Annotated in this window: 13 protein-coding genes and 2 tRNA genes; 8 read left to right on the forward strand and 7 right to left on the reverse strand. The window is 72.6% G+C overall.

Annotation, left to right across the window (positions count from 1 at the left end; all coding sequences use genetic code 11):
• Nucleotides 1-78 precede the first annotated feature (78 nt).
• The 3 genes from B4K29_RS13845 (at nt 79) to B4K29_RS13855 (ending at nt 3,859) form a co-directional block, all read left to right on the forward strand.
• Entirely contained in the window at nt 79-1,344 is a 1,266-nt protein-coding gene (locus B4K29_RS13845) for a deoxyguanosinetriphosphate triphosphohydrolase (RefSeq protein WP_034253668.1), read from the forward strand.
• 62 nt (nt 1,345-1,406) lie between these two features.
• A complete protein-coding gene (gene dnaG, locus B4K29_RS13850) occupies nt 1,407-3,314 on the forward strand; it encodes a DNA primase (protein WP_239263668.1) in 1,908 nt (635 codons plus the stop codon).
• Nucleotides 3,314-3,859 carry a hypothetical protein gene (locus B4K29_RS13855; protein WP_286967754.1) on the forward strand — a complete coding sequence of 182 codons (546 nt, stop codon included), beginning with the start codon at nt 3,314-3,316 and terminating at the stop codon, nt 3,857-3,859. The genes dnaG and B4K29_RS13855 overlap by 1 nt, the downstream gene beginning before the upstream one ends.
• Nucleotides 3,860-3,915: 56 nt before the next feature.
• Here B4K29_RS13855 and B4K29_RS13860 read toward each other — a convergent pair whose 3' ends face one another.
• Nucleotides 3,916-4,437, reverse strand: coding sequence for a DUF1990 family protein (locus tag B4K29_RS13860; RefSeq protein ID WP_286967756.1), 522 nt, complete (start codon nt 4,435-4,437; stop codon nt 3,916-3,918).
• A 137-nt stretch (nt 4,438-4,574) separates the two neighbouring features.
• Between B4K29_RS13860 and B4K29_RS13865 the strand changes: the two genes are divergently transcribed.
• A tRNA-Asn gene (locus B4K29_RS13865) sits at nt 4,575-4,647 on the forward strand.
• Between the two features lie 118 nt (nt 4,648-4,765).
• On the opposite strand, the gene B4K29_RS13870 is transcribed toward B4K29_RS13865, so the two are convergent.
• The 3 genes from B4K29_RS13870 to B4K29_RS13880 are packed head-to-tail and all read right to left on the reverse strand — an operon-like array spanning nt 4,766 to nt 6,026.
• On the reverse strand, nt 4,766-4,993 hold the full coding sequence (locus tag B4K29_RS13870) for a VOC family protein (RefSeq protein WP_349680252.1): 228 nt from the start codon (nt 4,991-4,993) through the stop codon (nt 4,766-4,768).
• Entirely contained in the window at nt 4,968-5,162 is a 195-nt protein-coding gene (locus B4K29_RS13875) for a VOC family protein (protein WP_286967758.1), read from the reverse strand. The genes B4K29_RS13870 and B4K29_RS13875 overlap by 26 nt, the downstream gene beginning before the upstream one ends.
• Nucleotides 5,163-5,195: 33 nt before the next feature.
• Nucleotides 5,196-6,026: a transporter substrate-binding domain-containing protein gene (locus B4K29_RS13880; RefSeq protein ID WP_286967760.1), complete on the reverse strand. Its 831-nt coding sequence runs from the start codon at nt 6,024-6,026 to the stop codon at nt 5,196-5,198.
• Between the two features lie 111 nt (nt 6,027-6,137).
• On the opposite strand from B4K29_RS13880, the gene B4K29_RS13885 reads away from it, so the two are divergent.
• Nucleotides 6,138-6,971, forward strand: a complete 834-nt coding sequence (locus B4K29_RS13885; protein WP_286967762.1) for a DUF1206 domain-containing protein — start codon at nt 6,138-6,140, stop codon at nt 6,969-6,971.
• A gap of 13 nt (nt 6,972-6,984) precedes the next feature.
• Here B4K29_RS13885 and B4K29_RS13890 read toward each other — a convergent pair whose 3' ends face one another.
• The 3 genes from B4K29_RS13890 to B4K29_RS13900 form a co-directional block, all read right to left on the reverse strand.
• Complete coding sequence (locus tag B4K29_RS13890) at nt 6,985-8,043, reverse strand: hypothetical protein (RefSeq protein ID WP_286961588.1); 1,059 nt, start codon at nt 8,041-8,043, stop codon at nt 6,985-6,987.
• A gap of 131 nt (nt 8,044-8,174) precedes the next feature.
• The gene (locus B4K29_RS13895) at nt 8,175-8,594 is read right to left on the reverse strand and encodes a M23 family metallopeptidase (RefSeq protein WP_286967764.1); all 420 of its coding nucleotides are present in this window, start codon (nt 8,592-8,594) and stop codon (nt 8,175-8,177) included.
• Nucleotides 8,595-9,015: 421 nt separating this feature from the next.
• Nucleotides 9,016-9,089: transfer RNA gene (locus tag B4K29_RS13900), tRNA-Ile, on the reverse strand.
• A gap of 226 nt (nt 9,090-9,315) precedes the next feature.
• On the opposite strand from B4K29_RS13900, the gene B4K29_RS13905 reads away from it, so the two are divergent.
• The 3 genes from B4K29_RS13905 to B4K29_RS13915 all read left to right on the forward strand — a co-directional run bounded on the left by B4K29_RS13905 (nt 9,316) and on the right by B4K29_RS13915 (nt 13,214).
• Nucleotides 9,316-10,953: a DUF1800 domain-containing protein gene (locus B4K29_RS13905; RefSeq protein WP_286967765.1), complete on the forward strand. Its 1,638-nt coding sequence runs from the start codon at nt 9,316-9,318 to the stop codon at nt 10,951-10,953.
• 12 nt (nt 10,954-10,965) lie between these two features.
• Entirely contained in the window at nt 10,966-12,525 is a 1,560-nt protein-coding gene (locus B4K29_RS13910; RefSeq protein WP_286961592.1) for a DUF1501 domain-containing protein, read from the forward strand.
• A 152-nt stretch (nt 12,526-12,677) separates the two neighbouring features.
• Nucleotides 12,678-13,214 (forward strand): DUF3145 domain-containing protein, encoded by a 537-nt coding sequence (locus tag B4K29_RS13915; RefSeq protein ID WP_029212729.1) that lies wholly within the window; start codon nt 12,678-12,680, stop codon nt 13,212-13,214.
• Nucleotides 13,215-13,388: the final 174 nt, after the last annotated feature.

The following is a 13,388-nucleotide window of genomic DNA, read 5'->3' on the forward strand; positions in this document are numbered from 1 at the left end:
GGCCTCGGGCCGCGTGGAGGGGTCTGTCGGTGGGGCGCCCTAGAGTGCTGGCTCAGAGGTGAGGAGGGGTTGATCGAGATGACGCAGCAGGGACATCCGGCCTACGAGGGGTATGCCGCGGCTGACCGTGATCGGTGGGTGGGCGAGGACCCGGCGCAGAAGTCGGGGGACCGGGACGACTTCGCGCGGGACCGGGCACGACTGGTGCACTCGGCGTCGCTGCGGCGGTTGTCGGCCAAGACGCAGGTCGTGCGTCCGGGGTCGAGCGACTTCGTCCGCAACCGGCTGACCCACTCCCTCGAGGTGGCCCAGATCGGGCGCGAGCTCGGCGGCGCGCTGGGGTGCAACGCCGACGTGGTCGACACCGCATGCCTGGCCCACGACCTGGGCCATCCGCCGTTCGGCCACAACGGCGAGCAGGCGCTCGACGAGATCGCCCAGGACATCGGGGGATTCGAGGGAAACGCCCAGACCTTCAGGCTCCTGGTGCGACTAGAGGCCAAGCGGTTCCACCCCGGCACCGACCGTTCGGCGGGGCTCAACCTGACTCGGGCCAGCCTGGACGCCTCGTGCAAGTACCCCTGGGGACGTGGCCAGGGACCGACCGTGACCCGCAAGTTCGGGGTCTACGACGACGACCTCGAGGCCTTCGACTGGGTGCGCGAAGGGTCGCCGACGAGCCATCGGTGCATCGAGGCGCAGACGATGGACTGGTCGGACGACGTCGCCTACTCCGTGCACGACGTCGAGGACGCCATCGCCTCCGGGGGCCTCGACGTGCGCGAGCTCCACCGCGGGGCGGCGGTGGAGCACGTCCTGCCGATCGCCCGGGACCGCTACGCCAGCGACGTCGAGATCGGGTCGCTGGAGGAGGCCTACTGGCGCCTGGTCGTGCCCCACCTGGTGCCGGTGACCTTCGACGGCGGGTCACGCCGTGACCTCGCGCGGCTCAAGGACCTGACCTCCCGCCTGGTGGGGCGGTTCGCCGGGGCTGCCGAGCGCGCGACGCGGGAGCGCTACGGTCACGGTCCGCTCACCCGGTATGCCGCGAACCTGGTCGTGCCCGAGGACGTGCGCGCCGAGGTCGCCGTCCTCAAGGCCATCGCGGCGCACTACGTCATGCAGACCCGCGAGCGCGTGGACCTCATGGTGCAGGAGCGCATCGTCGTCGCGGGGCTGGTCGAGGGCTTCCTCGCGGACCCCGAGGCCCGGCTCGACCGCGAGCTGCTCGCGGACCACCGGGCCGCCGAGACCGACGGGGAGCGGCTGCGGGTCGTGGTGGACCAGGTCGCCAGCCTCACCGACGCCCGTGCCCTCGCCCTGCACCAGGCCTGGCGCGGGTGAGGGTGCCTCGTGCGCTCCGGCATACGGCCTAGACTCGACCCGACGACGACGGGGAGGTGCAGGTGGCGCTGATCAAGCCCGAGGACATCGCGCAGGTCAAGGAGCGCACCTCGATCGAGGACGTCGTCCGCGAGCACGTCACCCTCCGCAGCGCCGGGCCGGGCAGCCTCAAGGGGTTGTGCCCCTTCCACGACGAGAAGACGCCGTCGTTCACCGTGCGTCCGGCCGTCGGGGCCTACCACTGCTTCGGCTGCGGCGAGGGTGGCGACGTCATCCGCTTCGTGCAGGAGGTCGACCACCTCAGCTTCGTCGAGGCGGTCGAGCGGCTGGCGGCGAGGTCCGGCGTGGAGCTGCGCTACGAGGACGGCGATGCGCCGCAGCGCGAGCCCGCCGGCAAGCGGCAGCGCCTGGTCGAGGCCCACCGCGTCGCGTCGGAGTTCTACGCCGAGGCGCTGCTGGCCATGCCCGAGGCGCGCGCAGGGCGAGACTTCCTGCGCGGCAAGGGTTTCAGCGGCAAGGACTGCGCTGTGTTCGGCGTCGGCTACGCGCCGCGAGGTGGCGAGCTGATCACCGACCACCTGCGCTCCAAGGGCTTCACGGACGACGAGATCGTCACGTCGGGCCTGTCGGCCCAGGGGCGGCGCGGGCCCTACGACCGGTTCCGGGGTCGCGTGGTGTGGCCGATCCGCGACGTCACCGGCGACACCGTCGGCTTCGGCGCGCGGCGCATCTTCGACGACGACCGGATCGAGGCCAAGTACCTCAACACGTCCGAGACGCCGATCTACAAGAAGACCTCCGTGCTCTACGGCCTGGACCTGGCCAAGCGCGCCATGGCCCGGGACCGGCAGGCGGTGATCGTCGAGGGCTACACCGACGTGATGGCCTGCCACCTCGCCGGGGTCGAGCAGGCGGTCGCGACCTGCGGCACGTCCTTCGGCGTCGACCACATCAAGACGCTGCGGCGGATCCTGCGCGACGAGGCGGGACAGTCGCCGGCCAAGGTCATCTTCACCTTCGACGGTGACGCCGCCGGGCAGAAGGCCGCCATGCGGGCCTTCGCGGAGGACCAGCGGTGGGCGTCGCAGAGCTTCGTGGCGGTCGCGGACGCCGGGCAGGACCCCAACGAGCTGCGGCAGTCCGGCGGCGACGACGCCGTGCGGCACCTCGTCGAGGACGCCGTCCCGATGTTCGAGTTCGCCGTCCGCACCACCATCGGCCGGTTCGACCTGGAGACGGCCGAGGGCCGGGTCATGGCGATCCGGTCGGTCGCGCCGATCATCGCCGGGATCCGCGACCAGGGCCTGCGCCCGGAGTACATCCGGACCGTCGCGGGCTGGCTCGGTGTGACGGTGGAGCAGGTCGCCCACGAGGTCACCACCGCAGGGCAGGCCGCCACCCGGGTGCCGGTCTCCCCACCCGCGCACGCCCAGGCCCCCGAGGCGACGCAAGACCCCCGCAGCACGGCCCTGCCGAGGCCGGACCTGCGCGACCCCGTCGTCTTCGCCGAGCACCAGCTCCTGCAGTGCCTGCTGCAGTACCCCTCGTTGTTCGACCCCGAGGAGGTCGACGGCCTCGCGCCCGAGGCGATGGTCGCACCCGCCTACCAGCTCGTGCTGCAGGCGGTGCACGAGGCAGGGGGACTGTCGACCGCCGTCGCCGTGTCCGGCCAGGCCTGGACGACCGCCGTCACCGAGCACGCCGACGAGGAGGTCCGGCCGCTGCTGCACGAGCTCGCCGTCGCGCCCGTGCCCACCCGGCTCGACGCGTCCACCGGCATCCCCAGCCGGCGCTACACCGACGAGCTGATCCGTCGGGTGCGCGAGGTGACGCTCCGCCGGCGCATCGCCGACGCGATCAGCGCGCTGCAGCGCATGGACCCCGCCCAGCCCGGGGAGTCCCGCGCCCTCGGCATCCGCATCCAAGGGCTCCAGCGCGAGCTCGCCGTCCTCCGATCGGAGATGTCCTGATGGTGTCCTGGCCCAGGCGCGCCACGCAGCACCCCAAGCCGACGCTGTCGCGCACCGACCTCGACCGGCTCGGCCTCACCAGGCAGGACCGGGTGCTCGCCGTGCTGGAGTCGCCCTCGTCCGAGCTGCGCCTCGTCATCACCCAGCACCAGCTGGTGCTGCTCCCGGACGCCGGGACACCGGTGGCCCGCCCCTGGCACCTCGTGGACCGGGGCTCCTGGTCCCGCGAGGACGAGGCGCTCACGGTCACGTGGGTCGACGGGCCCGAGCCCTGGCGGTTCGTGCTGCCGCAGCCCGACCCCACCGCCCTCGCGGCCCTGCGGGAGCGGGTCCAGGCCAGCGTCATCACCCATCACGACGTCAAGGTCGCCCACGGGCGGGGGAGCGTGCGGGTGGTCGTCCGGCAGGAGCTCGCGACCCGTGAGGTGCTGGTGCAGACGCTCTACGGCCAGGGCGTCCCGGCTGACGATCCGGTCGTGCAGCGCGCCGTGGCGGCCGCCACCGCGGAGCTGCGCGACGCCGTGGGGCTGCCGCCGGAGGAGTGAGGGCTGCCGCCGGAGGAGTGAGGGCTGGGGCCGAGGCCGAGCGTCGGCCGTCGCGCTCAGGCGCCGCGCGCGATCCGGCGCATCGCAGCGACGTAGCGCCGGGTGATGCCGCGCTGCACGAGCCGCGTGACCGGACCGCCGGCGCGGGACCACCACGTCGCGGGTCGGGACCGGGCCGTGATCGTGAGCCACACCCGCGGCTCGCCGTCCGCCGGACGCCCCTCGACGTGCCCGGCCGCGCCACCGCCGGCACGGCCTGCGTCGTTGCCCTCGAGCTCGACCAGGAAGGTCTCGGTGCCCATCTCCGGGTGGCCCGGCAGGGCGTCATAGGTGAACCCCGTGCGCGTCGGGCCGCGCCATACGCGCGTGACCACGACCGGGGCCCTCAGCGACATCCTGCCGACGCCCAGGCGCAGGACCGCCCGGGTGTCCGTGCGGACGACGTCGTCAGGGGAGTCCACCGTCAGGCCGGCGCCCCGGTGCATGCCCCACGACATCAGGCCGGCCGAGGCCCGCTCGAACACCTCGCGCCCCACGCCGAGGAGCACGCGCTCGTCGACCCGATCCCACCCGTCCATGCCGGTCTCCTGTCCCTCTCGGCGAGCCCAAGACCGGGTGCCCGCCCGGTGAAGCCATGACGACGCACGGGTGCCAGGCGGATTCGGTCGCGCGCAGAGTTGCTGCTAAAGTCTCTCTCGCGCCGCACGCGGTGCGGTCCCCTGTAGCTCAATTGGCAGAGCAGCCGGCTGTTAACCGGCAGGTTATTGGTTCGAGTCCAATCGGGGGAGCAGTGAAACCCCTTGTCCTGCAAGGGGTTTCGTCGTTTCTATGCATTTCGTGCACCACGACCGTGCACCACGACCGTGCACCGCAGCCCGGAGCAGCTGCCGCGGGCCGGGGGTTGGCTCAGGTGGCGTCGCCGAGCAGGTCCCAGAGGTTCCCCCAGGGGTCCCGGACGACAGCGACGCGGCCGTACGGCTCGACGCGGGGTGGCCGGACGAGCTCGCACCCGGCCTGTCCGACAGCACGCAGGACGCCGTCGAGGTCCCGGACACGCAGGAAGAGGCCGACCCGGCCGGCGAACTGCCGACCGATGGCCGAGACTTGCTCAGGTCCGTCGGCGCGAGCCAGCACCAGACCGGCCCCTCCGTCGCGGGGACGCTCGACGACCCAGCGCTTCGAGCGACCGTCGGTGGTGATGGCAGGACGATCCTCCCACCAGGTCGAAGCCCAGCGTGCCGGTGAAGAACGCGATGGCCTCGTCGTAGTCGTCGACGACGAGGGAGAACAGCTCCAGGGTCACCCCGCCATGCTAGGGAGCCCCATCGAGGTGCCGTCAGGCCCCGGAGCAGCCCGTGACGGGTGAGGGTGGCGCGGGAACGTCAGCGACGACACCTGTCTTCACGAGCTGGTCGGCATACAGCCTGGACCACGATCCGTCCTTGATCGACTCCTCGAGAGCGGTCTTGACCCGTCCGCACAGCTCGGCGTCCTCGTCATTGACGCGCAGGTAGTAGTCGATCGTGCCCATCTCGGCCCCGACCACGCGGATCGTGCCCTTGAACGGCGCTTCTGAGGCGTAGCCCCGCAGCGCCAGGCCCTCGTCGCTGACCGCGTCCACGGTGCCCTGGCGCAGCTCGGTGAGGCAGGTCGACAGGGTGCGTCGATAGGCCAGCCGGGCACCGGGGAAGGTCGAGGCCGCAGCGCGGGCCAGGTGGGTGCCGTCCACGAGGCAGACCCGGCGGCCCACGAGGGACCGGGGGGTGACCTCATTGCGCTCACCCGCGCGGACGGCGATGTCCTGACCGCCGCGCAGGTAGGGGCCGACGAGGTGGACGCCCGTGGGAGGTGTCGACCCGGTGGGATAGGCGGCGACCAGGAGGTCGTAGGGGACCGCACCCTTGGTCGGCGTCGCGCGTGGCTCGGGGACGTTGCTGAGCGTGACGTCCTTCTTGCCGGGATAGCCGAGCCGGGCGCCCAGGTCGCGGGCCAGCTCGCTCTCGAAGCCTGACTGGTCGCGCAGCACCCGCAGGCCGAGCCCCGGACGGTCGAAGGACACGCCCGCCACCAGGGGATCGCTGCTGCACGCGGCGGTGGCGAGAGCGGTCACGGTGACGAGGGCCAGTCCCGCGGTGCGTCGATGACGCGGTCGTGACGTGCGGGGCATCGCGGTCCTCTCCTCGGTGGTCGAGGCCAACCTATCGGCCCTCGCGCACGAACCCCGCACGGCAGGCCGGAACCGACCACGCCGGCACCCCCGGACGGGCATCATGTGCTCATGAGCGAGCGCAGGCACAGCGGGTCGGCCTCCGGCGGCGACGTGGGCGACCGGATCGAGGACGTCGCCGAGAAGGCCGGCGATCACCCCGCCACCAGGGCGGCCGTCCGGACCGGCTACGCGGTCAACGGCCTGCTCCACCTGCTGATCGCCTGGATCTGCCTGCAGCTCGCGATGCTCCACGCCACGGGTGACGCCGACCAGTCGGGCGCCCTGGCAGCCCTGTCGCAGCACACCCTCGGCCGGGTGGCGCTGTGGCTGGGCGTCGCGGGCTTCCTCGGCCTCGCGCTGTGGCAGCTGACCGAGGTGATCGTCCCGGGGCTCGGCGGCGACAGCTGGCAGTCCCGGCTCAAGGACGGCGCCAAGGCCGTGGTCTACGCGATCCTCGCCTGGTCGGCCTTCGGGTTCGCGCGCGGCACCGGGTCGTCGGGCAAGCGGCAGGTGCAGGGCTTCACCACGAGCCTGCTCGGGGCGCCGGCCGGACGTCTGCTCGTCGCCGCGGTCGGCCTGGGGATCATCGGCGTCGGCATCTACCACGTGGTCAAGGGGCTGCGGCGCACGTTCCTGCACGACCTCGAGGAGGACCCCGGTCCGGTCGCGGTCTACGCCGGGATGCTCGGCTACCCGACGCGCGGGATCGCGCTGGCGGTCGTCGGCGGGCTGTTCGTCGCGGCGGCGATGGCGAACTCGTCGTCGCGGACCAACGGCCTGGACGGCGCGCTGCGCTTCCTGCTCGACCAGCCCTACGGTCGGGTGGTCGTCGCGTTCATGGCTCTGGGATTCGCGTCCTTCGGGGTCTACTCGTTCTTCAGGGCGCGGCACGCGGACGTATGACGGGGGCGCGGCCTCAACGGCCGTAGTCCACGGGCAGCACCTCCAGGCGGTCGAGCGGGAACGGCTGGTGCCGGCCGTCGCCGCTCCCGTTGAGCGCCTCCCACCCGCTGCCGACCCGCAGGAGCCCCGGGTAGGGGTCGCCCGAGAACGCCGAGGCGTTCTCCGCGCGGAAGCTCACGGCACCGCTCGTGTCCCACACGATCAGGCCGTACTCCTGGGCCGCGCGGGCGATGGTGCGGGCGGTCGGCGTGAGCCCGAGGGAGTCCACGTCGAGGTCGGCGGGCAGGCGCAGCCGTTGGCCCTGGCGCAGCACCACCTGGCCGCGCGGGTTGCGCCCGTCCGACCGCACCGCGGGCCAGGAGTGGGCGGGGGCGGCGGCGGCATACGGGACGGCCACTCCGACGACGTGGTCGATCCGCCCGCGGCGCAGCTCGTCGGCGCGGATGATCCCGCCCGCGAAGGGCAGGCCGGTGGCGGTCGTGCCGATGGGGAAGGGGAAGACGCCGTCGCTGCGCGAGGCGGCCTGGATCGACCCGCCCCCGCACGCGGTCCACGACCCGTCCGCGCCGCGGGTCAACCGCCACAGGTCGGTGTAGCGGTCCGTGGCGGGATCGTGCAGCGCCGCCTCGTGGTCGCTGCCACCGGCCGGGCGCAGGTCGTCGGGGATGCGCAGACCGCGCAGCGACTCGGCGACGCGAGGATGCAACCGGCACCCGGGCGCGGCGCGGACGTCGTGGACGGGGTCGGACGGGGTCGTGGTGACCAGCGGCGGGGTGTAGTCGTGCGTGTTGAGCGTGACGTTCGGCAGTCCTGGCCGGCCGTGCTCGACGGCTGCGGCGCGCAGGTCGCGGACGATGGCGCTGCTGCGGGGGTCCGTGGGGGTGGAGGCCGGGAGGCGGGAGTACCAGAACGAGGAGGGGGCGAAGACCCGGTGGGGGACCGGAGGTCGACGCGCCGCCGGGCTCGCGGTGGCGCTCGCCGTCTCGGACTCGCCAGGCGTCGGGGTGCCCGAGCAGGCGGCGAGCAGCGCGGCCGTGGCCAGACCGACGACGAGGGCGGCGCGCGGCGGCATACGACTCCCGACTCTCGAGGCGACGGGCCGCCACCGGGGTGGGGCCACGTGGGGATCGTCCGCAAGCCTGGCACAGCCGGCTGATCGGCAGGTGAGGACGCGACAGGGTGGCCGAGGAGGGCCGACTTCGGTCAGAGCGAGCCGACGGCGGCGAAACGTCCGTACGGGTAGGGGTTCTGCGCTGAGGCCAAGCCGCCGTTGACCGGGCGGACCTCCAGGTGGAGGTGCGTGCCGTCCGGCGCGCCGCTCGCCCCCGCCACGGCCATGACCTGCCCAGCGGTCACCCACTGGCCGACCTTGACGTAGTTCTTGGCCGTGTGCCCGATCAGGAAGTCCTTGGTCACGCCGTTGACGGTCGCCCGCAGGCGGAACCGGTTGGCGCCGTAGGCCGGGCCCATCGTCGACCCGTCCAGGATGCGCCCGGCGTATCCGGCCTTGATGACCGTGCCCGTGCGAACGGCCATGTCCACGCCGTGATGGAAGCCGGATCGGTAGGCGCAGGCCGCCGACCTGGCGTAGTAGGGGGCGGGGGTGCAGCCGAACGGCAGCATGTGACGACCCACTCCCGAGTACCAGGGTGACGTGAACAGCACGCGAGGGTTGCCGGAGAAGTAGACGTTGCGGGCGTCCCAGCCCGCGGCGTCGGCGGCGCCAGCGCCAGCGCCGGCGATGCACGGACGGTCCGGCCGGGTGCGGGCGCAGCAGCCGCCGCGGCGTTCACCGCCGGGGCGAGGACGGCCATGGCGGCGGCTGCGACCACAGCTGCGCCGGCAGGCACCTGGTGAGAGATCATGATGGGCCCATCCCTTCGACCGGTCGGTCACGACTTAGGGGGGCCGACGCCGCGGGAGGCCCAGCCCCACGACACGGTCGTACACGAGGATCGGGACGAGGGCTGGACAACTCGTCAACCACCCACCCAACGGGGGTATGACGGGCACAGTGAGACACCTCGTCGTGCCGTGCATCAGGTAGGCCGGGTCGGGCTTGAACCGACGACCGACGGATTATGAGTCCGCTGCTCTGACCGACTGAGCTACCGGCCCTGGGTCCGCGGGGGCGAACCCTGTCACCCTACCGTCAGCGACCCACCCCGAGCGGCGACATACCGGCCGGTACCCGACGTGGTTCGTTCTAACTCGTCACCTCGGTATCGCTACGCTGAGTGAGCGACTTTCTGGAGATAGTTGCTCTCAATGGGTGGTACATGGTCACTTCACGTCATGTGATGTCACAGAGTTTATGAGCCCCCTAGCTCATGAAGGTGCCCGCATGCCTGCCTCCCCCCTCATCACCAGGCTTCTCACGCGCACGATCGGCCCCACGCCCCCTCCTCGGCCGGCGCCCCGTCCCACACCCACGCCCAAGGTCGTGGCGCCGGACCCGCGACTCGTCCACGCCGTGCCGCCCGTCGCGACGTCCGTCCACGCGCCGAACCTCCCGCTGCGCACCACCCCCGCCTGGCACCTGGCTCGCCGAGCCGCCCAAGCACCCACGGCGGCCATGGTCGCCGACATCGAGCGGATGGGCACCCGGGCGTGGATCGCGCAGCAGCTCGACCCGGCCTCGATCCCCGACCCGACGTGGGACGGCATCGTCCAGCGGTGCTTCCCCTGGCTGAACCTGACCAACAAGCAGGTGCAGGACCTGACCGGCGGCAGCTTCCGCGGGAGCCCGGTCATGGCCCACGCGAACGCCGCCCGGCCGTTGTTCACCAACCGTGTGCTCTGGGAGAACGTGGTGACGATGTGGGGCGACCTGCTCTACGTCCCCTACCGCAGCAAGGCCGACAGCTTCACGCTCGAGTACGACTGGAAGGTCCTGCGTCGCCACGCTTTCGGGCGGTATGCCGACCTCCTGCACGCCGCGGTCACCCACCCGGCGATCCTGCACAACCTCGACAACGACGCCAACTCCCGGGACAACCCCAACGAGAACCTCGGCCGCGAGATCCTCGAGCTCTACAGCGTCGGGGTGGGGAGCTACACCGAGACCGACGTCCGGCAGTCCGCGCTCCTGCTGACCGGGCACTCGGTCGACTGGAACACCCGCGCCTACGCGTATGACGACTGGGCCCACCACGTGGGGCCGATCAGGATCATGGGCTTCAGCCACGCCAACGCCACGTCCGCGGGCGGGCCGGCGGCGCTGCGGGCCTACACCGACTACCTGGCGCGGCACCCGACGACCGCGCGCCGCCTCGCCCGCATCATCGCCACGCGGTTCGTCTCGGACACGCCCAGCGAGGCCCTCGTGCAGACCCTGGCCGCGACCTACCTGGCGTCGGACACAGCGATCGTGCCGGTGCTGCGGAGGCTGTTCGACCACCCGGAGTTCTGGGCCTCGGTCGGCAACAAGTGGTCCCGGCCGGCCGAGCTGGCCGCCAAGGGCGTCCGCGCGTCCAAGCCCACGGGCTACGCCTTCGCACAACCCATCACCACCAACCCGTGGGCGATGAGCAACTACTTCTGGTTCCTCTACCAGTGCGGCCACGCGCCCCGGGACTGGCCTCGGGTCGACGGCTACCCGGACGACGCCGACGCCTGGCGCAGCACCATCGCGACGCTCTCGTCGTGGAACGTCATGCACGCCCTGGCCTGGGGCTGGGGTGACGGGCCGACCTACCCGGACGAGGCGGACCAGGACCCCGGCCAGGGCCTGCCGCACTGGCACACCGCCCTCGGCGTCAAGGCCGGCGACAACGTCCTCGCGACGGCTCGGCGGATCACCTTCGCCCTGACCGGCTACGTCTGGCGCGAGCAGGACATCGCCCCCATCGCGTCCTGGCTGTGCAGCTACGGGGAGCGGCCGGCCACGGCGTCGGACGTCCTCGCCGACTACCAGGCACGCGGCTGGCTGCGCGAGGCCGTGCGCCTGATCCTGGCCAGCCCCTACTCCTTCCTGCGCTGATCGGAGATCATCGTGACCACCCCCAGCACGCCCAGCAGCCCCAGCAGCCCCAGCGGCCCCAGCAGCCCCAGCGGCCCCGGCGGCCGTCGCCGGAGCTCCGGTCCGCGCGCCACGGCGCCGGGCGCCCCCGACCCCTACGCGCCCCTCGTCCACGACGACCTCGTCACGCCGATGCACCACCACGACGAGTCCCGCAACCACCTCGTCGTGCGCACCGACGACGGGCCGCGCGTCATGTCGCCCACCGACGCGGCGTCATACGTCGAGCACGTCCGACCGCCCGCCTGCCCGCACGAGGTGGCCGAGGCCGCCGGCTGGCGCGGCCCGCTGCGGCGTCGCACCGTCCTGCAGGGCGCGGCGCTCGGCTTCGGGGCGCTGCTGGCGGAGTCCGCCGTGCCGCGCTACGCGTTCGCGGAGACGGCGACCCAGCGCGACCTGCTCGTCGTCATCTTCGTCCGTGGCGGGGCCGACGGACTCTCGCTCGTCCCACCCCTCCAGGACAGCGCCTACCTCGCGGCCCGCCCGACCATCCGGGTGACCTCCTCCCAGGCCCTGCCGCTGGACGGCAAGGTGGGCCTCAACCCCGCGATGAAGGGCCTCAAGGCGTTGTACGACGCGGGAGACCTCGCGGTGGTGCTCGGCGCGGGCAACCCGGCGGTGCGACGCTCGCACTTCGAGGACATGAACGCCATGGAGTGGGCGGCCCCCGCCAACATGCGCTCCGGGTGGCTGGCCCGGCACCTGACCACGAGCGGTCCGACGACCGGGACCGTCCGGGCCATCACCCGGGGGTCGCAGGTCGCCCTCTCGCTCAGCTCCCCCAGCATGGAGACCCCCGCCGTCGCCGAGCTGGCGAGCTTCGGGCTGCAGCCGACCTACACCACGGACGGCACCACGCGCGAGCGCATCACGACGATCATCGACCAGATGTACGCGCGCGCCGGCGGCGGCGCGGCGCTCACCGCGCGCTCGACCCTGGACGCCGTCGCCCGGCTCGCGGACCAGCGTGCCATCGCCGCCGCGGGGAAGTACGTCCCGGCGAACGGCGCTGCCTACCCCGACACGACCTTCGGCAAGGGCATGCGCGACATCGCGCAGATCGCCAAGGCGGGCCGGGGGCTCGAGGTCGCCTGCATCGACAACGACGACTGGGACATGCACCGCAACCTCGGCCTGGCGCAGGACACGAACGGTTGGATGTGGCGTCGGGCCGCCGACCTGTCGGCGGGGATCGCCGCGCTGCGGGCCGACCTCGGCGACCTCTGGCAGCGCACCACCGTCGTCACGATGAGCGAGTTCGGCCGCCGCGTCCAGGAGAACGGAGACCAGGGCCTGGACCACGGGCACGGCAACGTGATGTTCGTGGCCGGCGGGGGAGTGAACGGCAAGAAGGTCTACGGCACGATGCCCACGCTCACGACCGCCAACCTCGTGGAGGGTGACGTGCCGATCACCACGGACTACCGCCAGGTGCTCAGCGAGATCATCAGGGCCCGCCTGCTCAACGGCGGCTCCCTCGGCACCATCTTTCCCGGGTTCACCCCTCGGACCACCCCGCTCGGCGTGGTCTGAGGGCGGCCCTGGTCGCGCGGCGGTGTGTCGTTCACCCGGAAGGCCTGGCGCGACCAGCCATGATGGGGCATGATTGACGACGCAGCGTGACCAAAGCTCTCCTGGGTCCCGAGGTCGTTGGGGAAGACGTCCCTCGCACACAGGAGGTCAGGATGTCCGTTGCAGCCGATCTGCACAGGGGTGGCGACGCCACCCCGACGACGCGAGGCGTGGTGTTCGTCCACAGCGCCTCTACCGCCCTGTGCCCGCACGTGGCCTGGGCGCTCGAAGGGGTGCTCGGCGCCGCCGTGACCCTCGACTGGACGAGCCAGCCCGCTGACGCGCGCCTGATGCGCACCGAGGTCAACTGGGTCGGGCCCGCTGGCACGGGCGCCGCCCTCGCCAGCGCGCTGCGCGGCTGGGACTCCCTGCGCTACGAGGTCACCGAGGACCCGAGCCCCGGGTGCGACGGCTCGCGCTGGTCGCACACCCCCGACCTCGGCCTGCACCACACCTGGATCTCGGCGAGCGGTGACGCCGTCGTCAACGAGGACCGGCTGCGGCACGCGATCGCGCAGGCCCAGGGTGATCCGCGGGTGCTCGGGGAGGTCGTCGACCAGATCCTGGGCGCCCCGTGGGACGCCGAGCTCGAGGCCTACCGCGAGGCCGGCGACGGTGCGCCGGTCCGCTGGCTGCACAAGGTCGGCTGAGTCGCGCCCCGGCACCCGGGCGGTGTGCGCGTCCGGGTGCCGGAGCCCGTATGACGAAGGGCCCGACCTCTCCCGTGGTGGGAGCGGTCGGGCCCTTCGCCGTCATACCGGCGATCGACACCGTCATACCGGCGATCGACACCGTCGGACCGAGGATCGGCCGTCGGACCGATG

Source organism: Arsenicicoccus sp. UBA6765, from assembly GCF_002453335.1.
Lineage (GTDB): Bacteria > Actinomycetota > Actinomycetes > Actinomycetales > Dermatophilaceae > Arsenicicoccus > Arsenicicoccus bolidensis.